Raw genomic sequence first — 21,895 nt, 5'->3', positions numbered from 1 at the left:
GTGGCTAGGATGCGCGCCGGTTAAGCGCGGAGAGAACAATATGATGCCATCGGCGGATTTTGCCGACCTCAAGGGAGCCTCGGTGCTGATCACCGGCGGCGGCTCCGGGATCGGCGCGGCCCTGACCGAGGGTTTTGTCCGCCAGGGCGCCAATGTCACCTTCATCGACATCGCCGATGGCCCGAGCACGCTGCTCGCTGACCGCATCGAGAGAGACTTCAGGCGGCGGCCGCTCTACCTCAAGACCGACCTGCGCGACATCGAGGCGCTGCGCGCCTCGGCGGCCAAAGCGGCAGAAGTGCATGGCGACGTCACGGTGCTGATCAACAATGCCGCCTGGGACGAGCGCCACGCCGTCGAGGATGTCACCGTGGAGTTCTGGGACAACAACCAGGCGATTAACCTCAGACCACATTTCTTCACCGCGCAGGCGGTGGCGCCGGGCATGAAGCGGGCCGGCGGCGGCTCGATCATCAATTTCACCTCGACGTCCTACCTCATCAATCATCCCGACATGCCGGCCTACACCGCCGCCAAGGCGGGCATCCTCGGCCTGACCAAGGGGCTGGCCGGCAAGCTTGGGCCCGACCGCATCCGCGTCAACGCCGTCGCGCCCGGCTGGGTGATCACCGAACGGCAGCAGGAACGTTGGGTGACCGAAGGGGCGCTTGAAGCCCATGTCGCCAAGCAGTGCATCAAGGATGTCATGCGCCCGGACGACATGGTCGGCACGGTGCTGTTCCTGGCCTCGGACGCCTCGCGCATGTTGACCGCGCAGATGCTGATCGTCGACGGAGGCTTCCTGTGAGCGCGACTCCGGCGGTAGCGGCACTCGATTGGGGCACGACCCGGCTCCGAGCATGGCTGATCGACGGCAGCGGCAAGGTGATTGCCGAGCGTCGCGGCGATGACGGCCTGATCACCGCGCGCGAGAAGGGCTTCTCAAACGTCCTCGAGGGCCATTTGGCCGCCATGGGCGCGCCCGAAACGCTGCCCGTCATCATCTGCGGCATGGCCGGCTCCCGCCAGGGCTGGATCGAGGCGCCTTATGTGACTGTGCCGGCGCCGATCGGCGCCATCCTCGGCGGTGCCGCCCGCGTGGCTGATCAGAAACGCGACATCCGCATCGTTCCCGGCCTTGCCCAGCGCCTGGCCGATGCGCCGGATGTCATGCGCGGTGAGGAAACGCAGCTTGCCGGTGCTGGTTTGCCGGCAAAGGGGCGACATCTCGCCTGCATGCCGGGCACCCATTCGAAATGGGTCGTGGTCGAGGATGGCGCCGTTGCCGGCTTCGGCACATGGCCGACCGGCGAGTTGTTTTCGGTACTGGCCACGCATTCGATCCTCAAGCATTCGCTGGGCGAGCATCCGGCGCCGGTGGCGGCGGACAATCCGTTCTTCCGGCAATGGTGCGAACGCGCGCTGGGCGAGGGCGGCGATGTCACGTCGAAGCTGTTTGCCATCCGCGCCGCCGGGCTCCTGCAGGATCTGAAGGCGGAGGATGCGGCGGCCTGCCTGTCCGGGCTTTTGATCGGCGGCGAGATCGCCTCGGCGAAACGCCGCTATGGCGCCGGCGATGCGCCAGTCGTGCTGATCGCTTCCGGCGCGCTGGCTTCGCTCTATTCGGCCGCGCTCGACCTTGCCGGACTTGCCTTCCGCGCCGTCGACGCGGATGAAGCGGTACGCGGCGGCCTCATCGAAGCCGCGCGCGAAAACGGCATGATCGCCAGAACCGGAGCCTTGGCATGACCGAGACCGCAGCCTTTCCAAAACTCAAGCGCGGGCTGGTCGCCATCCTGCGCGGGCTGAAGCCCGCTGAAGCGATTGCCATGGGGCAGGCGCTGTTCGATGCCGGCATCGAGGCGATCGAAGTGCCGCTCAACTCGCCCCAGCCATTCTCGTCGATCGCCAGGATTGTCCAAGTGCTGCCGAAAACAGCCCTGGTCGGCGCCGGCACGGTGCTGACGGCAGCCGATGTCGACGGCCTGCACCAGGCCGGCGGCCGGCTGCTGGTCAGCCCCAACATCGATGCCGAAGTGATGGCGCGTGCCATGCATTACGGCATGGTGACCATGCCCGGCGTGTTCACACCGACCGAAGCGTTCCAGGCGATCCGATTGGGCGCCTCGGCCTTGAAATTCTTTCCGGCGAGCGCGCTCGGTGCGGGTGGCATTTCCGCGATCCGGGCGGTGCTGCCGGCGCAGACCTTGGTCGGCGCGGTCGGCGGCGTTTCGGAAAAGGATTTTGCCGGCTACAAGGCGGTCGGGGTCACGGTCTTCGGCCTTGGTTCCAGCCTGTTCAAGCCGGGCATGAGCGTCGATGATGTCGCGGCCCGCGCGCACGCTGCCGTGGCAGCCTGGGATGCAGTGTTCGGAGAGGCATGATGAGCGAGGTTTCGGTTTTCTCCGATCACATCTGCCAGCTCGGCGAAGGGCCGAGCTACGATCCCGCCACCGATGCGCTGTTCTGGTTCGACATCGTCAACGGCCAGCTCCTTGAAAAACCCGTGGCTGGCGGCGCGCTGAAGATCCATGAGCTTGGCCAGATGGCGAGCGCCATCGCCATCATCGACGAAAAGCGCCAGCTGATCGCCACCGAGACGGGGCTTTTTGTCCGCGACGTCGCGACCGGCAAGCTGACGCTGCACACGCCCATCGAGGCCGACAATCCGGTCACCCGCTCCAACGATTCCCGCGTCCATCCCTGCGGTGCTTTTTGGGTCGGCACCATGGCCAAGGACGAGAGCAAGGGCGCGGGCTCGATCTACTGGTTCTTTAGGGGCGAGCTGCGCACGCTCTACACTGGCATCACCGTGTCGAACTCGATCTGTTTTTCGCAGGACGGAACGATCGCCTACTACACCGACACCGCGACCGGCCTTTTGATGCGTACCGCCTGCGATCCTGCGACGGGCCTACCGGTTGGCGAGCCAAAGGTGTTCGTCGACCATCGTTCTTCGAAGGGCTACGTCGACGGCTCCGTCGTCGACCGTGACGGCGTGCTGTGGAATGCCGTCTGGGGCGGCAAGGCAGTGAAGGCCTATTCGCCCGATGGCACATTGCTACGCGAAGTTCCCATGCCGGTGACGCAAGCGTCCTGCCCGGCCTTTGTCGGCGCCAAGGCCGACCGGCTGGCGGTGACCTCGGCCTGGAAGGGCAAGGACGAGAAACAGCGCCAGCTCGACCCGCAGGCAGGAATGACTTTCCTGCTCGACATTCCCGTCAACGGCCGGTTCGAACCGCGCGTGCTGATCGCCTGAACGGACTGAGTGGCCGCCGCCGCTCATATCCGCAGCGGGTGCTGTCACGTAGGCGTCTGGCTTGGGTCGGTTTCGCGAAAGTCGTTTGCGTCGCCCGTGCGATGGTAGGCGATCGCACGCCGGGAATCGTTCATGTCGAGCCACAAGCCAAAGCTTATCCTTGTCTACGAGCCGGAGAAGGCTTGCTTCGACCGCCTGATCGCCGACGGTTACCCACAGCAGTGCGCCACCGAAATCTCGTCCTATCTGGCGCAGTCGACCGATCTGGCTCTCGAATTCGGTGCCCTTGCCGCCGCCTGCGAGGCGCGCGGTCTCGCCTTTGCGCCGGTGGCGCTCGACGCCGCCGCCGAGGCGCTTGAGGGTGCGGATGCGCGGAACACACTGGTCTGGACGCTGTCCGACGGTATCGCCTATTTCCGTGGCGGCGCGGCACCCGCGCTGGCCCGACTCAAGGGATTGAGGACGATCGGCGCCGATGATTCGCTGTTCGCGCTCTGCCAGGACAAATTCCGCTCCGGCGCCGTGCTTGGCGCGCTCGGCCTGCCGGTGCCGCAGGCCGGCCTTGCCCGGGATGGCAAATGGCTGGTCGAGCCGCCGGCCTCCGCCGCCGGCTGGTTCGTCAAGCCCAACCGGCTTGGGGCCAAGATCGGCATCTGGCCGGATTCGCGCAGCAGCGATCTCGGCCACGCGCTGGAGCTCAGCCGGCGGGTGTTTGCCGCCTATCGCGACGACGTCGTCGTGCAGCCCTATGTCGCCGGCCGCAACGTGCGTGCCAGCTTCCTTGGACTGACACCGCAAGTCGGGGTCGAAGCGCTCGGCGTCGCCTTTGTCGATTCCGGCGCCGATTTCCAGACCATGGCGGACAGTATGGCGCTCTACGGCGAAACCGGCGAGGCCGCGAAGGCGGCAGGAGATTATGTCGAACCGGAGCTCGTCGCGGTTGCCGACGTTCAGCCGGTCGCCGACGCCAGGATCAGGGCGATCGCCAGCCAGCTGATCAACGGCCTCGGCCTGCGCGACGTCTTCTCCGTCGACCTGCGTGTCGAGGCCGACGACACGGTCCACCTGATCGAGTTCGAGGTCTGCCCCGGCCTGCCCTGCTTCGATTTCCGCGCCTATTGCCGGTCGCAATGGGACTTGGAGCTTGCCGACGCGATGGCCGAAACCGCCGCCAGTCGGCTTATCGGCCAACACCGCAGCGTCTAGGCGCGGCCTATACCGCACCCATTTCACTTGGCAGCTTTCGGTCCTGGTTGCGCGCCTTGACGCTGTCTTTCCTGCCTCTAGTGTCGGCTGACGACCATGGGGCAATTTCCGGGAAAAGTGTGAAGCCGTTCGGATTGCGCCAGACAAAGAGGCTCCAACGAAGGCCGCGCGATGAACACCACGCCTGTCGGTTCCGAAACCCTGCACCATCACATCAGGCGCATGGTTGGGCGCGATCCGCATGAGGGGCATCGTGTCGCCACCCCGCTCGAACTTCTGTTCGACCTGACCTTCGTGACGGCATTCAGCTTTGCCTCCTCGCAGCTCGCCCACGCACTGGCCGAAGGCCATTACACGGCCGCCCTGCTCGGCTTCGCCTTCGCCAGCTTCGCCATCTGCTGGGCCTGGATCAATTTCTCCTGGTTCTCCTCGGCCTATGACACGGACGACTGGGTCTTCCGCCTTGTCACCATGGTGCAGATGATCGGCGTGCTGGTGCTGGCCATCGGCCTGCCGCGCATGTTCGCTTCCATCGAGCATGGCGAGCACCTCGACAATTCGGTGATGGTGTTCGGTTATGTGATCATGCGGGTGGCGATGATCTTCCAGTGGCTGCGTGCCGCGAGACAAGACCCCGCCCGGCGCCGCGCCTGCCTGACTTATGCCATCGCCATCGCCATCGCCCAGATCGGCTGGGTGGTGCAGATCGTCGTCGATTTCCCGGTCGGCACCAGCATCATACTGGCCGTCATCCTCGGCCTTATCGAGCTGGCGGGGCCGCTGGTTGCCGAACGCAGCGATGGCGGCACCCCCTGGCATGCGCACCATATGGCCGAGCGCTACAGCCTGTTCGCCATTATCGCGCTGGGTGAGGGCGTGGTTGGAACGCTCGCGAGCCTGTCGGCCGTGGTCGAGGAGCAAGGCTGGACCGTGGATGCGGCGCTGGTCTGCATCGCCGGCACCGGGCTCACCTTCGGCATGTGGTGGGTCTATTACATACTGCCTTCGGCACCGATCCTGCATGCCCACCGTAACCGTGCCTTCGTCTGGGGCTATGGCCAGATGCTGATCGTCACCGCCATCGTCGCCACCGGCGCCGGGCTGCATGTCGCGGCCTATTTCATCGAGCACAAGGCGCATATCGGCCCGCTTGCGACGCTGCTTGCCACCGCAATTCCCGTCAGTGTCTTCCTGGCGGCGATCTATGCGCTCTACACCTATCTCGTCCGGCGCTTCGACCCGTTCCACATCTGGCTGCTGGTCGCGACCGCGGCGGTCGTGGCGGTTGCCATCCTTGCCGCGTCCGCCGGCGTCGACATGGCGGTCTGCCTCGTCATCCTGATGCTGGCGCCGGCCGTCACCGTCGTCGGCTACGAAATGCTAGGGCATTACCATCAGGCGGAAGCGCTCGCCGGCGACGGGCACTCGACACAGCCTTAGCCGGCCTATGCCTGCGATTGCTAAATGGGCCGGGCGCCGGCCATGTAGCTGATGTTGTCGAATGGCTCCGGCCGGTTGTCGGCCAGGCTCCACAGCTGGCGATCGGTGCCTGGCAGATCGCCGAGATAGACATGCAGGGCGCCGGAGCGGGCACTGCCCGTATTGGCGACCGAGTGGATGGTGTTGGAAGACATGTGCACCAGCGCCGGTGCCGCAAAATCCTGCCGCTCCGGCTCGTCGACCTGTTCGCCGGCGAGCTTGTAGATGAAGTTGGTCTCGCCGCCCCAATAGATGCCGATCAAGGCGTCCATCAAATGGTTGTGCGGCGGATACTGCACCCCGGGCGAAAGCGTGATGTGGTAGATCGTCAGCTGCGGGTTGGCATGCAGCAGCAGCTCGTCCTCATCCTCCTCGTGAACGAGCCCGCCGAGCGCATGGAAGCGATTGGTATAGTCGTTCAAGACGGCCTTGACCTCATCGAAGGGATGGGGGCCTGCCGCCGCGTTGACGATATCCTTGATCGCGGGGTAGAGAGGGGAGTCGGCGGATAGAGGCATGCCACAGCTCCTGCCTGAGATGCTCAGTTAGAGTAGCTAAGATGGCCAATGTCAAGGCCGGCGCAAAGCGAGAGAAGCATGAAGCCGACAAAAGCCACGCCATCGAAATCGGCCGCGTCCCCCGACGGGACAACGGCGCTATCGACGGCGGATGTGCTGCGCAGCGAACAGGCCTACGAACAGCTGAAGAGCGATATCGTCGCGTGCGTCCTGTCGCCCGGTGAAGCGTTGACCGAAAAGCAGATCGAGGCGCGCTACGGCATCAAGAAGGCGACGATCCGCTCGGCACTGGCCCGTCTCATGCAGGAGGGCCTGGTCCGGAGCGAGCCACGCCGTGGCTATGTCATCACGACGCTAACTCTACGCGACGTCAACGAGATCTTCGATGTCCGCAGCCTGATCGAACCCGAAGTGTTCCGGGTTGCCACATCAGGCATCACCGAGCGCGGGTTGGAGGAGATCAGGCTTGCGGCCAGGAAAGTGCTGAAGCCCGAGACGCTGCGCAGCCCTGTTGCGTTCCTGGCGGCCGATCGTGCCTTTCGCCTGGCGATTGTCGAGCTTTCCGGCAATCTGCGGCTGGCACAGCTGCTGAGCCAGATCCTCGACCAGTCGGAGCGGACGCTCCATCTCGGCTTCAAGTCGCGCGATTTCATGCCGCTGATCATCGAACAGCAGAAGCAGCTGCTGCAGGCCTGCGAGAAGAGCGATGTCCCGGCAATCGTGAAACTTGCCCGCTCGCAGTGCCTTGCCCTCAAGCACCAGCTGGTCGGCGCCCTGCTTGGCGGGGCCAAGCTGCGCGACGTGAACCTTCAGGACTTCGTCTGAGAAACCTCGAGACCGACGTCAGGCGCCTTCGACCAGCACGATCTCGCCGTCGGCGACCTTCTGGCGGATCGCGACCGCGCGCTGATATTCCGGCGAGTGGTAGCAGTCATGCGCCGCCGCGAGCGACTCGAATTCGATGATGACGTTGCGCGCACGCCCTGGCCCTTCCGCCTTTTCATGCTCGCCGCCGCGCGCCAGGAATTTCGCGCCGAACCGCTCGAAGGCGGGTTTGGCGGCGGCCACATAGTCCTTGTAGCCTTCGGCATCGCGCACATCGACACGAGCGACCCAGTATCCCTTTGGCATTGTTCTTCTCCGAACTTGGAAATTAAGCAGAGCGCATTTCTTCGAGGATCGCTTGCGCCGCCACGCGGCGGTCGCTTGCCGCGACGATCGGCCGGCCAACGACGAGGTGGCTGGCGCCGTTGCGGATCGCTTGCGCCGGCGTCACCACACGCTTCTGGTCGCCATGGTCGCTGCCGGCCGGCCGGATGCCGGGCGTCACCACCGCCATGTCGGGCCCGGCGATGCGGCGCACCGCTTCGGCCTCCGCCGCCGAGCAGACGATGCCGCCCATGCCGGCATGCAGCGCCTGTTCCGAGCGCCTGAGCACCAGCGTGTGCGGATCGTACTCATAGCCCGCGTCGATCACGTCCTGCTCGTCCATCGAGGTCAGCACGCTGACGGCGAGCAGGCAAAGCTCGCTGCCCCTGGCCGCTTCCACCGCCGCCTTCATCGCCTTCGGATAGGCGTGGATGGTCAGCATGGTCATGCCCATCTTGACGATGTTCTCGACGCCCTTGGCAACCGTGTGGTCGATGTCGAGCAGCTTCATGTCGAGGAAGATTTTTGTCCCGCCGCTGGCCAGTTCCCTGGCGAAGTCGAGCCCGCCGGCAAAGGCCAGCTGATAGCCGATCTTGTAGAAGGAGACGACGCCGTCGAGTTCGCGCACCGCCTGCTCGGCTTCCTTCACGGTTGGCACGTCGAGGCCGACGATCAATCTTTCCTGCATGGATTTGGCCTGCATGGGCTGGGTCTGCATGGTTGCGGCGATCACGCCTCGATCCGCGTCGACAGCATGCGCGAGGTTTCGATCAGCGTGCGGCATAGATGCTCCATCGATGTGTGCAGTCTCTCGTCTCGAAAATTGCCACCTTCGTCGAAGGCGTCGCCGCCGTCCGGCACCGAGCATTCCGGCGTCACCACCTCCATCTGGCAACGCACCAACACGGCGCGCAGATGGTTGATGCAGCGTGTGCCGGCAAAGTGACCGTTGGAGGACGAGCACAGGCCAACGACCTTGCCGGCAAGCGGCCTGACCGTCCGGCCGCCGTCCCGGCGCACCCGGCTCACCCAGTCGATCGTGTTCTTGAGCAACGGCGGGATGGAGCCGTTATATTCCGGCGTGGCGATCAGCAGCCCGTCATGGGCGATGATCAGCCGCGCAAGCTTCTGGGCGTTTTCGGGGACACCCTTCTCCTTCTCCAGATCCTCGTCGAGGATCGGCAGGGGATAATCGGCGAGCGAAATGCGGGTCACCTCGGCGCCCTGCACCGCAAGTTCCTTCTGCGCCACATCGGCGGTCCTGCCGCTATAGGCGCCGCTGCGCACCGAGCCGGCGAAGACGAGGATTTTCGGGATCACTGCCATTGGCCACCCTTGTTCCCGGACAGGTACAGCCAGAGGCCATTCAAATCAACGCCAACTTCGTCATCCCTGGGCGAAGCAGGAGCGAAGCTCCGTCGCGGAGACCCTGGGATCCATTCCGTGACCTTTGCCGTGGAGTGCAGCGGAGCAGAGTTTTGCACCGTGGCGGAGCCCAGAGGTCGCGGCATGGATCCTCGGGTCTGCGCCGCGTCGCTTCGCTCCTTGCTCCGCCCGTGGATGACGAAGTGATGGGCGAACGCTCCGCACCGAGGAATTAGTGCGCTTCGCGTCGATAGATCCACAGCTGCGTCGGCGGGATGTTGCGGAAGATGAAATCGAAATGTTTGACCGTGTAGTCGCCGCGGCCGGCCGGGATCGGCGACAGCGGGCCATAGGTCAGCTGCACGATCGGACGGCCCGCCGGGATGCGGTCGAGCAGGCTTTCGATGTAGGCAATGCGCTGGGCGACGGGGAAATTGAGCAGCGGCACGCCGGAGACGACGGAATCGAAGATCATCCCGCTCCTCTCGCCAAGCGTGGCGTTGAGGTTGAAGGCATCGCCCTCGATGACGTTGACGCCGGGATAGAGCCCGCGCAAATGGCGCACGAAATCCGTGTTGTATTCGACGGCATAGAGGTTTTCGGGCCGCACACCCTGAGCCAGGATGGCACGCGTGATGACGCCTGTGCCGGGACCGACCTCGAGCACCGGCAGGCCAGACCTGGGATTGACGATCGAGGCCATCTTGCGCGCGGTGATCGAGCTCGTCGGAACGATCGAGCCGACCGTCTTCGGCTTGTCGATCCAGCCCTTGAAGAACTTGAGCTCGTCGTCGAATTTTTCGGCAAGCGCCTTCCGCAGTCCGGGACCACGTGTCATGCAAGCTCTCCTCAGCGCTCCCCTAGGGTTACTTAACACCTGAGCAGCGCAAGGCAAGGCAAGACCCTGCCGATGTCGTGGATAAGATAGATTTGGTCGCGTCCCGGGATGCGGCGCGTTTCATCTGATCACGCGCCATTCCTGCCCTATCAGCGTTCGCCGAAGGATTCGAAGAAATCCTTCATGCGGGCGAAAAACCCGCTCGATTGGGGCGAATTGTCCTGCGAGGAGAGTTGTTCGAACTCCTCCAGCAACTCGCGCTGGCGCCGGGTAAGGTTCTGCGGCGTCTCGACGGCGGTCTGGATGTAGAGATCGCCGACATTGGGCTGGCGCAGCACCGGCATGCCCTTGCCCTTGAGGCGGAACTGGCGACCGTTCTGCGTGCCTTCGGTCACTTTCACCTTGGTCTGGGTGCCGTCCAGCGTCGTCACCTCGAAGGAGCCGCCAAGGGCTGCCGTCGTCATCGAGATCGGCACCTTGCAATAGAGATCGGCGCCGTCGCGCTGGAAGAATTCGTGCGGCTTCACCGCCAGGAAAATATAGAGGTCTCCCGAAGGTCCGCCGCGCAGGCCGGCCTCGCCCTCATTGGCAAGCCGGATGCGGGTGCCGTCCTCGATGCCGGCCGGAATGTTGACCGACAGCGAGCGTTCCTCGGTGACGCGGCCCTGGCCGGCGCATTTCGGGCACGGATCCTTGATCGTCTGGCCGCGGCCCTGGCATTGCGGGCAGGTGCGTTCGATCGAGAAGAAGCCTTGCGTGGCGCGCACCTTGCCGTGGCCGTTGCACATCGAGCAGGTCACCGGCTGGGTGCCCGGCTTGGCGCCGCTGCCCGAGCATTCCGAACACGAGATCGAAGCCGGCACGCGGATCTGCGCGGTTTTGCCGGCAAAAGCCTCTTCCAGCGAGATTTCCATATTGTAGCGCAGATCGGCACCGCGCTCGCGGCCGCCGGAAGAGCGGCGCTGGCGCCCGCCCATCATGTCGCCGAAAATATCCTCGAAGATGTCGGCGAAGCCGCCGGCGCCGAAGCCTTGCGCACCGCCATTCATGCCGCCCTGCTCGAAGGCGGCGTGGCCGAAACGGTCATAGGCCGCGCGCTTCTGCGGGTCCTTCAGCGTTTCGTAGGCTTCGTTGATTTCCTTGAACTTGTGCTCGCAGGAATGATCGCCTGGATTGCGGTCGGGATGGAACTGCATGGCGAGCTTGCGGAAAGCGCTCTTGAGCTCCTTCTCGTCGGCGCCCTTTTGCACGCCCAGCGTTTCGTAGAAATCAGCTTTCATTTTTTCCCGCTGTCCGGATGCTCAACGTCTTGATGCATTGTTGCGTCGTTTGCCGGCACGTCGTCTCGATTTAGGATCGGTGCCGCCCGGATGCCAGTGCTGGCGTGCGTCTGTCCGGGTTTTTCTGTCGTTTTTTCAGGAAGGTCCCGCATTTTTTCAGCAAGGGTTGCAAAAAAGCCCGGCTCTACGCCGGGCTTCCTACAGCGCCGCGCGTCCTCGGACGCGCAAAGGACGCTGTAGTACTTGAGTGGCGCATGATCCTTTCCAAAATCGGTTCCGATTTTGGGGTCATGCGCTTTATCTTGCCGTCAGGCGGCTCAGGCCGACTTCTTCTTGTCGTCGTCCTCGTCGATTTCCTCGAAATCGGCATCGACCACGTCAGAATCCTTGGCGGCGTCCGCCTTGGCGTCGGCTTCCGCCGCTTCCTTCTGCGAGGCCTCGTACATGGCCTGGCCAAGCTTCATCGAAGCTTCGGCAAGCACCTGGCTCTTGGCCTCGATGTCGGCCGCGTCGTCGCCCTCGGCAGCCGTCTTCAGGGCCGCGATCGCATCGGAAATCGCCGTGCGCTCGGCTTCCGAGACCTTGTCGCCATATTCCTTCAGCGACTTCTCGGAAGAATGCACCAGCGCCTCGGCCTGGTTGCGGGCCTCGACCACGGCACGCCGCTTCTTGTCGCTCTCGGCATTGGCCTCGGCGTCCTTGACCATCTTCTCGATGTCGGCGTCCGAAAGACCACCCGATGCCTGGATGCGGATCTGGTGCTCCTTGCCGGTGCCCTTGTCCTTGGCCGAAACGTTGACGATGCCGTTGGCGTCGATGTCGAAAGTGACCTCGATCTGCGGCACGCCGCGCGGCGCCGGCGGGATGCCGACCAGGTCGAACTGGCCGAGCGCCTTGTTGTCGGCGGCCATTTCACGCTCGCCCTGGAAGACGCGGATGGTCACGGCCGACTGACTGTCCTCAGCGGTCGAGAACACCTGGCTCTTCTTGGTCGGGATCGTCGTGTTGCGCTGGATCAGCCGGGTGAACACGCCACCCAGCGTCTCGATGCCAAGCGACAGCGGCGTCACGTCGAGCAGCAGCACGTCCTTGACGTCGCCCTGCAGCACGCCGGCCTGGATGGCGGCGCCGAGAGCAACGACCTCATCCGGGTTGACGCCCTTGTGCGGCTCCTTGCCGAAGAACTGCTTCACGATCTCCTGGATCTTGGGCATGCGGGTCATGCCACCGACCAGGACCACTTCGTCGATCTCGCCAGCCTTCAGGCCGGCATCCTTGAGCGCCGCCTTACAGGGCTCGATGGTGCGCTGGACGAGATCCTCGACCAGGCTTTCGAACTTGGCGCGCGTCAGCTTCAGCGTCAGGTGCTTCGGCCCGGTCGCGTCGGCGGTGATGAAGGGCAGGTTGATTTCAGTCTGCGTGGTCGACGACAGCTCGATCTTGGCCTTTTCCGCAGCCTCCTTGAGGCGCTGCAAGGCAAGCTTGTCGTTCTTCAGGTCGATGCCCTGTTCCTTCTTGAACTCGGCCGCCAGATACTCGACCAGGCGCATGTCGAAATCCTCGCCGCCGAGGAAGGTGTCGCCATTGGTCGACTTCACCTCGAACACGCCGTCGCCGATCTCGAGCACCGAAATGTCGAACGTGCCGCCGCCAAGGTCATAGACGGCAATGGTCTTGCCTTCCTTCTTGTCGAGGCCGTAGGCAAGGGCTGCCGCGGTCGGCTCGTTGATGATGCGCAGCACTTCCAGGCCGGCGATCTTGCCGGCATCCTTGGTTGCCTGGCGCTGGGCGTCGTTGAAATAGGCGGGAACGGTGATGACCGCCTTCTCGACCTTCTCGCCGAGATAGGCTTCCGCCGTTTCCTTCATCTTCTGCAGGATCATGGCCGAGATCTGCGAGGGCGACTGCTTCTTGCCGCCGGCCTCGACCCAGGCATCGCCATTGTCGCCCTTGACGATCTTGTAGGGGACAAGCTTCTTGTCCTTCTCCGTCACCGGATCGTCATAGCGGCGGCCGATCAGGCGCTTGACCGCGAAGATGGTGTTTTCAGGATTGGTGACCGCCTGGCGCTTGGCCGGCTGGCCGACGAGACGTTCGCCGTCGCCCGAGATGGCGACGATGGAAGGCGTCGTGCGCGCGCCTTCCGCATTCTCGATCACCTTCGGCTCCTTGCCATCCATGATGGCGATGCAGGAGTTTGTGGTGCCGAGATCGATACCGATTACTTTTGCCATTTTTCTAGTCTCTCCGCTAAGCAGGCTTTCAGGACCCGTAAAGGCGTTCCAACGAAAGCCCCTGTTCATAAGAAATCCCGTTCGGCAACCGGTGTTCCGCCGCCGCACGGCTTGGCGCGTATATAAGAACAGCCGGCATCGGGCGCAAGCATTCTGCGCAAGGCTTCCATGAACCTTTCCACCTCCGCGCGCGACTGACGTCCAGGTGCCGCATGGTGCGGCCCGGAAAGGAAGCCCCCATGACCAGCAACCCAGAGGCTCCCAGGTCTCCGGGAACAACAGGAGCTCGGCGCGACCACCGCCTTCGGGACGGGGTCGATGCGCTGGGCTTTCCGCTGATTCCGTTGACCCTGCGTAAGAGCAGGCGTATCGTGATTTCGAGGAAAGCAGACAATTCGATCAGGGAAGAACGAGCCGGACCGCCGCGCCCTGCCCTGATTTGCGCGGCGGCCCCGGACGTTTCTCCCCTGGACTACGGGGGTAGTGTCATGTCTCGCATCCGCGGCTCGTTCGCATCGTCTCTCCGTGGCCATTTGCGCCGCACCGCTTATGCCGGTGGCGGGTTGCTGGCCCTGGCACTTGCCGCCGGCCTGTGGCTTGGCGGCCCCGCCCAGGCGCAGGAAACCCAGATCATCTATCCCGGCTCGATGGCGGTCACCGGCTTCCCCGGGACCGTCATTCCCAATTTGGATGAGGGCCTGCCGCCCGGCGTCGATCCGGTCGACGAAACCTTCATCGACACCACACGCGCCACCTTGCGCGTGTTCGACGTTTCGCACCTGGGTGGGCCGGCCTCGGGCCAGCTCGTCTTCACGCCGCCGCCTTTCGAGGTGACATCAGGCCAGATCGGCGAAGTGTTCGGCCTCACCTATGATGACGGCGTGCGCGATGGTGTGCCGTCGGGCATTCCCAACCTTTACGCCGCCGCCACCTCGCTGCACGGCATAGAAATCGTCACGCCGGACGCCGACAGTGACGGCAGGCCGGAGCGGCAGCGCCGCGGCACATCAGGCGCCACCTTCATGGAAGGCCAGTTCGGCACCGAAAACGGCGGCGGGCCGGGCACGATCTGGAAGATCGACGGCATCACCGGCCAGGTTGCCAAATTCGCCGACATCGACACCAACAGCGGTCCCGGCATCGGCAATATCACCTTCGATCCCAACCACCGCCAGTTCTTCGCCTCCGACCTCGACACCGGCCTGATCCATCGCATCGACGCCAACGGCAGACTGATCGACACCTTCGATCATGGCGTCGCCGGGCGCCCGGCGCACGGGCTGGCTCCGGTCGCCGACGATGGCGCGGTGATGGACATACAAGGTGCCGCCTTCGACACGGAAGATCCCGAGACCTGGGGCTACACCCAGGACGACCGCCGCGTCTGGGCTGTCTCCTACCATGGCGGCCGGCTCTATTATTCGGTCGGCGAAAAGTCGGAAATCTGGTCGGTGGGCATTGCCCGCGACGGCACCTTTGCCGGCGATCCGCGCTGGGAACTGACGGTCAAGGCCGACAAGGACTACGCCGTCACCGACATCGCCTTCGACAACAGCGGCTTCATGTACCTCGCCCAGCGCGGCCCGGTCGAAAACCGCTATGATTACAGCCGCTTCGCCGATTCCGGCAAGGGCGAGGTCATTCGCTACTTCAGAGAGAACCCGGACGATCCGGCAACGGAATCGGTCTGGGTTGAAGTGCCGCAGGAATATGCGGTCGGTTTCCCGCAAGGCAACCGGCAGTCGGCCGGCGGTCTCGACCTGCAATATGGCTATGACGCCGACGGCAATCTCGACACTTCGGTCTGTACACAGACGTTGGTCAACACCGGCGACAAACTGCGCGACAATCCAACGCTTGCCGAGCAGCTCGCCGCTGGCGGGCCACTTGCCGTGCATGGCGTGCAGATCACGCCCAAGGACCTGGTCAAGCCGGCCAACGTGCCACCCTTCGGCTCGTGGTTCGTCGATTTCGACGGCTATTTCGAGGATCCCGAAGTGGAAGGCCATGTCGGCGACGTCGCCGTCTGGCACCCCTGCGAGGGCCGTGCCGGCTATTATGAAGAAATCCCGGGCGGCTATCTGCCTCCGTTCTATCCGCCGGACTTCCCACCGCCTGGCAATCTGCCTCCCTGTCTCGATGTCGACGACGTCCAGTATTACTGCACGCCTTCGGGCCTCGAGGCCGATCTCTATCTCCATGACCATGCCGGCTTCGGCGGCGATTCGATCAAGGCCCAGTCCAGGACGCCAGGCGTCGGGGTGACTTCACCCATGTCGCATGCGCCCGGCAAGCCGTACACGATCAACATCACCGGCCACGATCCGGGCGACAGAGTGGATGTTGGACTTTGCTTCTACAGGAAGTCCGACAAGGACAAGGGTGGCTACTACCCTTGCTGCAAGATGACCTTGCCGCTCCGCACCCCAGCCGTCAGCTGCGAACGTTGAGGATGGGAAGATGAAAAATCTCGCACTCTCCCCGCTCGCGGAAAACAACTCAACCGACAAGCAGTCAACCGTCATGGAGACGATCATGAAACCCCTGTCATACGCCAGGCGCGGCGCGCGCTGGCTGATGGCGGCCGGTATCGCGGTCGCCACCCTGACCCCGGTGCAAAGCTTCGCCTATGATGTCTACACCGCTGTTACCCAACCCAAGCTCGATTTCGACAATCCACGCGTCGTCAATCCGGAGCCGGGCCGGCTCGTACCCTTCTTCACCAAGAAAGGCGGACAACGAAGCTGCGATTATGTCGAATATTTCCTGAGCTTCGGCGTGCGCGGCGATCCGCAGAACTTTGCCAATCCGAGCCTGGCGGCCTTGCTGAAAAAAGCTCAGCTCGACTTCAAGGACGTGCTTCCGCACGGCCTGCAGATCGTCAGCGTGCATGTCGGCGGCGACGGCACGGATTCGTCCGGCGGGCCTTTGCCCGGCGCGTCAATCAGCACGTCGACAAATCCCGACGACACGGCGACAGTTTCCGATTTCCGGCTTTCCGCCGACGATCTCGATGGCGTCGGCGCAGCGAACGAACGCGTCATCACCTTCCAGATCACGGCCAAGATCGACCACGCCGCGTTTCCCTCGCCGACGATCGTCGACAACCAGGGCCTGATCAAGGTGACAACCGGAACCGGCACTGGCTCCATCATCCCGTCGCAGGATCCGGGCAAGCCGGACGACGGCAACATCGCGACCGGCGAAAAAACCTCGATCAAGATCGACATCACCAAATGCGACAAGCAGCCTCCGCCCCCGACCGACCATGAATGCTTCAAGGTGGAGCGCGGCACGGTTGATTGCGTGCCCGGCGGCGGCGCCTTCATCTACCATATGCCGGTCGGCCCGGAGATGGGTGGCAAATGGGTGCAGGTGTCGACGACGACACCCGGCATCACCATCATCCCCGACACCCAGCTGGTGCCTCCGGGCGGTGGTGTGCTCAACTGGAAGATCGTCGGCGCGTCACCCGGCGACGTCATCCACCTCATCGTCACCGGCATCGAGACCTATGCCGGCCCGAAGGAAGGTTGGGGCCTGTGCTGCACGCAGACCATCGACATCGTCATCCCGCGGGACCAGCGCTGCCCGCCCAAGGACAAGGAGCCCGATCTCAAGGTCGAGAAACGCGCCGATGTCCCGCGCTGCACCATGGCCGGCGGCTGCGACTTCACCATCAGGGTCACCAATGTCGGCACCGCGCCCTACAACGGCAAGATCGTGCTCGACGAGGTGACGCTGCCGGCCGGCTCGACGCTGAGTTCGGGGCCCAATCCGCCCTGGGTCTGCGTGCCCGGCACCACCCCGATGACATGCACCTATCCGGTGACCACGCTCAATCCGGGGGCTTTTGTCGACCTCAAGCTCGGCTTCAAGCCGGCCGGCGGCTGGCAAGGCAAGGTGTTGCGCAACTGCGCCACCTACAATTATCCGGCCAGCGGCAAGCCGCTGTTCGGCAGCCAGCAAAACGACAGGGGCTGCGCCTCGATCCCGATTTGCCGCCGTGGCGATCGTGACCGCGACTGCCAGCCGCCGGTCGAGAAGAAGGTCGACCTGATCCTGAAGAAGCGTGCCCGCACCGAGGTCTGCACGGCCGACGGCGTCTGCTTCTTCGTCATCGACATCATCAACAACGGCACTTCAACCTATAACGGGCCGCTGACGGTGATCGACAACTACCCCGGCGGCGCCCCGGCCTCCTCGACCTTCGGCCCAAGCCCGCCCTGGACTTGCGGTCCGAATGGTCCCGGCCAGTTCCGCTGCGATAATGCCGGCATCTCGCTGCCTGCGGGCGCCTCGACGCCGATCTTCGTCAAGGCGGTCATGCCGGCCGGCTATCAGTCGGATACGGTCGAGAACTGCGCCGCGGTGAAGGCCATTCCCGGTGAGGTCGACCTCACCAACAACAAGGCCTGCGCCAAGGAACGCATCCGTCATACCAATGGCGGCAAGCCGACCTTGCGCATCACCAAGGTCTGCAACGGCTCGCTGGCCGGTGCCGCGGTCATCTCTTGCCGCATCACCGTCATCAGCCTTGGCACCGCTGCCCCCACCGGTCCGGTGCGGGTCAACGATGCCGCCACGCTGGTATCGGGCGGCGCGCCTGTCCAGATCCAGACCGTCACCCCTGACGGCGCGGAATGGGCATGCGGACCGGTCCCGGCCAATGCGCTGTCGTGCCAGATTCCGGGCGCCGTCATGACACCCGGAACCAGCCGCCACTTCGACGTGACGGTCTCGGCCAATGGCGAGTTCGAGAACTGTGCGCGCGGCTCTTATGGGCCAGCACCTGGCGACGACGTCGTCTATCCGATCGGCCAGGCCTGCGCCAAGGGCGGCGGCTCTTCGACCATCCGTGTCGAAAAGACCGGCGACCGCGAATGCCGGCTCGGCCAGGCCTGCTCGTTCGACATCACCATCACAAATGATGGGACGAGCCCCTTCTCCGGTCCGGTCCGCATCGGTGATGCGATCGGCGTGGAAGGTCTCGGCCGGCTGGATGGCGTTGCGATCACCTCGATCGACCCGCCCTTCGGCTGCTCGCCCGAACCGGCAACCTTGCCTCTGTCCTGCATCGCCAGCCTGACGCTGGGCGCCGGCGAAAGCCAGTCGCATCATGTGACAGTGGTTATCCCCGACGATGGCCGCCTGGCCAACCTGCAGGGCAACGTCAACGGCCAGAACTGCGTCGGCGTCCTGTCTCCCGACACACGGGTGCAGGGCGGCGGCGACGTGCTGGGCGGTGACCAGACCAACGTGCAGGGCGATCGCGGCAAGGCCTATGCGTGCCACCCCTTCATCATCACCCACGAGATGAAGAAGGAGTGCTCGCCAGGCTTCGTCATGAACGATGCCGGCCGCTGCGTCTGCCCGGAAGGCACCACCTTCCGCAACGGCCAGTGCACTGGCGGCGGCACCAACATCCTGCCAACGCCACCGCCACCGAAGCGCTGCGTGCTGCTCGAAGGCCAGATACGCACCGAGGACGGGCGCTGCATCTGCCCGCGCGGCACGGAGCTGGAGAACGGCGCCTGCGTCAGGACCGACAAGCCAGGCTGCACCATACCCGGTTCGGTCCCGACTTCGGACGGCAATGGCTGCTACTGCCCTGACGGCACGCATCTCGACAGGCAAGCGAATGCGTGTGTGAGAGACAGGCCGAAGCCTGAGCACTGCACCATCCGTGGCCAGATCCACAATGCCGATGGCGACTGCGTCTGCCCACAAGGGACCGAGGTGCGCAACGGTGCCTGCCGTCCGGCCCGGCCGAAGCCTGAGCAGTGCACCATCCGTGGCCAGATCCACAATGCCGATGGCGACTGCGTCTGCCCGCAAGGGACAGAGGTGCGCAACGGTGCCTGCCGTCCGGTCCGGCCGAAGCCTGACCAGTGCACGATCCGTGGCCAGATCCACAACGCCAATGGCGATTGTGTCTGCCCGGAAGGCACGGAAGTCAGGGGCAATGTCTGCCGTCCGGTTAGGCCGAAGCCCGACCAGTGCACCATCCGTGGCCAGGTCCACGACGCCGACGGCAATTGCGTCTGCCCGCGGGGTACCGAGGTGCAAGGCAATGCCTGCCGCCGCAAGCAGCCGGAACTGGAGCAGTGCGATATACGCGGCCAGGTCCACAACAAGCGCGGCGACTGTGTCTGCCCGCGTGGGACCGAGGTGATCGACGGCGCATGCCGCAAACCCCGGCAACAGACGGAATGCGCACCGGGCTCGCAGATGGTCAATGGCCAGTGTCAGCCGATCTTCAGGCGGCGCTGTCCGGAAGGCACGGTTGGGCGGTTCCCCAACTGCCGGCCGATGCGCGGGCAGCCGTCCCTGGAGCTCAACCCGGGCCTGCTGCTGCAACAGGTCCTGCCACGGCGTCAGCCACAGGTCGAACAGCAGCAGGATCCGGCCAGGATCCTGAAGCTCCAGCAGCAATAACGATCTGCTCGACGCCAGACCAGAAACCCGCCGGAGCGATTTCGGCGGGTTTTTCTTTCATGCGCCGGGGCAAGTGGGAATTGGCGGCAACGCAGCAACGCCACCCAAGCCTGTGGAGCCGCCTTGCCTGCGCACTCGACAAGTCACCTGGAGCGCATTAGGCAGTCGGTTCAGAGCCGAATGAAAAAGGCGCTCGGAAAGGCCGCACGATGAGCAAAAAGACCTTGATCGCACCTTCGGTGCTGGCTTCGGACTTTTCGAAGCTCGGCGACGAGGTCGAAGCGGTGGCCGCGGCAGGCGCGGATTGGATCCATCTTGATGTCATGGATGGTCATTTCGTCCCCAACATCACCTTCGGTCCGCCCGTCATCAAGGCGATCCGCAACCGCACCAAGGCTTTCTTCGACTGCCATCTGATGATTGCGCCGGCCGATCCCTATCTCGCCGCCTTCGCCGAGGCCGGCTGTGACGGCATGACGGTGCATGCGGAGGCCGGGCCGCATCTCGACCGCTCGTTGCAGACCATCAGGAACCTCGGCAAGAAGGCCGGTGTGTCGCTCAATCCGGCGACGCCGGAAACGATGATCGAATATGTGCTCGACCGGCTCGACCTGATCCTGATCATGACCGTCAATCCGGGTTTCGGCGGCCAGGCTTTCATCCCGGCGATGGTCGACAAGGTGAGAAGGGTCAAGGCGCTGATCGGCGGCCGGCCGATCCGCATCGAGATCGACGGCGGCGTTTCGCCGGAGACAGCCCCCCTGGTCACATCGGCCGGCGCCGATGTGCTTGTGGCAGGTGCCGCCATCTTCAAGGGCGGCAGCGTCGAAGCTTACCGCGCCAACATCGAGGCGATCAGGACGGCGGCCGACAAGGCCGCCGGCTAAACTCACCGCGATCATCTCGTTTCAATCCGACAGGTCGGCCAAGAGCCGTTGTGCGGACGCGGCTCTTTCAGGGTGCGCCCTACCCGAATCAGATTTGCTGAGAAGGCCTGATTCGGGCGAACCATCCGCTGTCTTTGCGCGCGACAGAAAAGATGCACGCATGGGCACACAGGAAACAGATGATCCTGCGTGCATACAAAACACGTTAAGTTTCTACTGGTTGTAGAGACGCGCAAATTTGCACGATCCGATGCAGATCGGGGTATATTCCTTTGTGCTTAAGTACAATAGCGGTATGTTGTGCTTGAGCCTATGGACGCAAACACTGTATGGTACACGTACGGAAGGATTCTTTTCGGACTCGAATTGCCCGGGGAAAAATGGGGACAAGGAGTCAATTTTGACATATGGAGCTGCCAACCTGAACGACGACAGCACAGGATCCAAGAGCACACTTGCCAGTACGGTCTATCACCAATTGCGTGATGATCTTCTCGGCGGCGCTCTTGAAACCGAAAGCAAGCTGCGGGTCGAGTGGGTTGTTTCCAAATATGGCGCCGGCGCTTCCCCGGTTCGTGAAGCCCTCAATCGCCTTGCCTCCGAAGGACTTCTTGGTCGTCACGACCAGCGTGGCTTTTTCATCATGCCGGTCACTGCGGCGGAGCTTGAGGAGCTGACGCACACCCGCTGCTGGCTCGAGGAGCGGGCGCTTCGCGAATCCATTGCTCACCGCACCGCCGAATGGGAAGAACAGCTGGTGCTGGCGCTGCATCGCCTGGGCCGCGCCTCACGTCTTTCACCGCAAAATGCCACGTCGCTCGATCCGGATTGGGAAAAATTGCACCGCACCTTCCATCGGGTGCTGATCTCGGCCTGCCGGTCGCACTGGCTGGTGGGCTTCTGCGATCAGCTTTCCGATCACGCCTATCGCTACCGGCAAATGGCCAATGACGGCGAAAGCATCCAGCGCGACGATTTCGCTGAACACCGGCTGATCGCCGAAAGCGCGTTGGACGGCAATGCCGACGGCGCCGTCCAGGCCTTGATCGATCACTACCAACTGACCGCTGCCATGTGCATGGAACGCTTCAAGCAAGGCGAAATCGCAAAAGCGGCCGTCGCGGCCGAACGCGCCCGACGGTAACGATCATTCCCTTTGGCGGCCCTTGCCGCAATCACTAGCGATCCCTCGGCGGACGTGAGGCGCTGGACCGCCGTTTGCGGTCTTGACGGCATGCCTCG

Annotated in this window: 17 protein-coding genes and 1 pseudogene; 11 read left to right on the top strand and 7 right to left on the bottom strand. The window is 63.9% G+C overall.

Annotated features, from left to right (window positions below; all coding sequences use genetic code 11):
• Positions 1-40: 40 nt before the first annotated feature.
• The 6 genes from AC0V7N_RS04685 (at position 41) to AC0V7N_RS04660 (ending at position 5,905) form a co-directional block, all read left to right on the top strand.
• Positions 41-808, top strand: coding sequence for an SDR family NAD(P)-dependent oxidoreductase (locus AC0V7N_RS04685; protein WP_475455139.1), 768 nt, complete (start codon positions 41-43; stop codon positions 806-808).
• Positions 805-1,749 (top strand): 2-dehydro-3-deoxygalactonokinase, encoded by a 945-nt coding sequence (locus tag AC0V7N_RS04680; RefSeq protein ID WP_475455137.1) that lies wholly within the window; start codon positions 805-807, stop codon positions 1,747-1,749. The genes AC0V7N_RS04685 and AC0V7N_RS04680 overlap by 4 nt, the downstream gene beginning before the upstream one ends.
• Complete coding sequence (locus tag AC0V7N_RS04675; RefSeq protein WP_475455135.1) at positions 1,746-2,384, top strand: 2-dehydro-3-deoxy-6-phosphogalactonate aldolase; 639 nt, start codon at positions 1,746-1,748, stop codon at positions 2,382-2,384. The genes AC0V7N_RS04680 and AC0V7N_RS04675 overlap by 4 nt, the downstream gene beginning before the upstream one ends.
• The gene (locus AC0V7N_RS04670) at positions 2,384-3,259 is read left to right on the top strand and encodes an SMP-30/gluconolactonase/LRE family protein (RefSeq protein WP_475455133.1); all 876 of its coding nucleotides are present in this window, start codon (positions 2,384-2,386) and stop codon (positions 3,257-3,259) included. Before AC0V7N_RS04675 ends, AC0V7N_RS04670 begins: the two co-directional genes overlap by 1 nt.
• Positions 3,260-3,391: 132 nt before the next feature.
• Positions 3,392-4,465: a D-alanine--D-alanine ligase family protein gene (locus AC0V7N_RS04665; protein WP_475455131.1), complete on the top strand. Its 1,074-nt coding sequence runs from the start codon at positions 3,392-3,394 to the stop codon at positions 4,463-4,465.
• Positions 4,466-4,636: 171 nt separating this feature from the next.
• The gene (locus AC0V7N_RS04660) at positions 4,637-5,905 is read left to right on the top strand and encodes a low temperature requirement protein A (RefSeq protein ID WP_475455129.1); all 1,269 of its coding nucleotides are present in this window, start codon (positions 4,637-4,639) and stop codon (positions 5,903-5,905) included.
• Between the two features lie 20 nt (positions 5,906-5,925).
• Here AC0V7N_RS04660 and AC0V7N_RS04655 read toward each other — a convergent pair whose 3' ends face one another.
• Entirely contained in the window at positions 5,926-6,462 is a 537-nt protein-coding gene (locus AC0V7N_RS04655; protein WP_475455127.1) for an autotransporter, read from the bottom strand.
• 78 nt (positions 6,463-6,540) lie between these two features.
• Between AC0V7N_RS04655 and AC0V7N_RS04650 the strand changes: the two genes are divergently transcribed.
• A complete protein-coding gene (locus AC0V7N_RS04650; RefSeq protein WP_475455125.1) occupies positions 6,541-7,287 on the top strand; it encodes a GntR family transcriptional regulator in 747 nt (248 codons plus the stop codon).
• An 18-nt stretch (positions 7,288-7,305) separates the two neighbouring features.
• On the opposite strand, the gene AC0V7N_RS04645 is transcribed toward AC0V7N_RS04650, so the two are convergent.
• From AC0V7N_RS04645 to dnaK, 6 genes are all read right to left on the bottom strand, one after another.
• The gene (locus AC0V7N_RS04645) at positions 7,306-7,593 is read right to left on the bottom strand and encodes a DUF1330 domain-containing protein (protein ID WP_172221523.1); all 288 of its coding nucleotides are present in this window, start codon (positions 7,591-7,593) and stop codon (positions 7,306-7,308) included.
• A gap of 22 nt (positions 7,594-7,615) precedes the next feature.
• Complete coding sequence (gene pyrF / locus AC0V7N_RS04640) at positions 7,616-8,314, bottom strand: orotidine-5'-phosphate decarboxylase (protein WP_475460209.1); 699 nt, start codon at positions 8,312-8,314, stop codon at positions 7,616-7,618.
• Between the two features lie 26 nt (positions 8,315-8,340).
• Entirely contained in the window at positions 8,341-8,937 is a 597-nt protein-coding gene (locus AC0V7N_RS04635; protein WP_475455123.1) for an NADPH-dependent FMN reductase, read from the bottom strand.
• Positions 8,938-9,208: 271 nt separating this feature from the next.
• A complete protein-coding gene (gene pmtA / locus AC0V7N_RS04630) occupies positions 9,209-9,814 on the bottom strand; it encodes a phospholipid N-methyltransferase PmtA (RefSeq protein ID WP_475455121.1) in 606 nt (201 codons plus the stop codon).
• 149 nt (positions 9,815-9,963) lie between these two features.
• Positions 9,964-11,094: a molecular chaperone DnaJ gene (gene dnaJ, locus AC0V7N_RS04625; RefSeq protein WP_172221511.1), complete on the bottom strand. Its 1,131-nt coding sequence runs from the start codon at positions 11,092-11,094 to the stop codon at positions 9,964-9,966.
• Between the two features lie 317 nt (positions 11,095-11,411).
• A complete protein-coding gene (gene dnaK / locus AC0V7N_RS04620; protein WP_475455118.1) occupies positions 11,412-13,328 on the bottom strand; it encodes a molecular chaperone DnaK in 1,917 nt (638 codons plus the stop codon).
• A 212-nt stretch (positions 13,329-13,540) separates the two neighbouring features.
• Here dnaK and AC0V7N_RS04615 point away from each other — a divergent pair, with 212 nt between their 5' ends.
• The 4 genes and pseudogenes from AC0V7N_RS04615 to AC0V7N_RS04600 all read left to right on the top strand — a co-directional run bounded on the left by AC0V7N_RS04615 (position 13,541) and on the right by AC0V7N_RS04600 (position 21,797).
• Positions 13,541-15,778, top strand: a complete 2,238-nt coding sequence (locus tag AC0V7N_RS04615) for an NHL repeat-containing protein (RefSeq protein ID WP_475455116.1) — start codon at positions 13,541-13,543, stop codon at positions 15,776-15,778.
• Positions 15,779-15,788: 10 nt separating this feature from the next.
• Positions 15,789-18,878 (top strand): annotated as a pseudogene (locus AC0V7N_RS04610) (DUF7929 domain-containing protein); the annotation flags it as partial.
• A gap of 1,097 nt (positions 18,879-19,975) precedes the next feature.
• Positions 19,976-20,653, top strand: coding sequence for a ribulose-phosphate 3-epimerase (gene rpe / locus AC0V7N_RS04605; protein ID WP_475455114.1), 678 nt, complete (start codon positions 19,976-19,978; stop codon positions 20,651-20,653).
• A 400-nt stretch (positions 20,654-21,053) separates the two neighbouring features.
• A complete protein-coding gene (locus tag AC0V7N_RS04600) occupies positions 21,054-21,797 on the top strand; it encodes a GntR family transcriptional regulator (RefSeq protein WP_475460207.1) in 744 nt (247 codons plus the stop codon).
• Positions 21,798-21,895 lie beyond the last annotated feature (98 nt).

Source organism: Mesorhizobium kamtschaticum, from assembly GCF_056174585.1.
The sequence above is the reverse complement of the archived record's forward strand: the minus strand, read 5'-3'. Positions and strand labels throughout refer to the sequence as shown.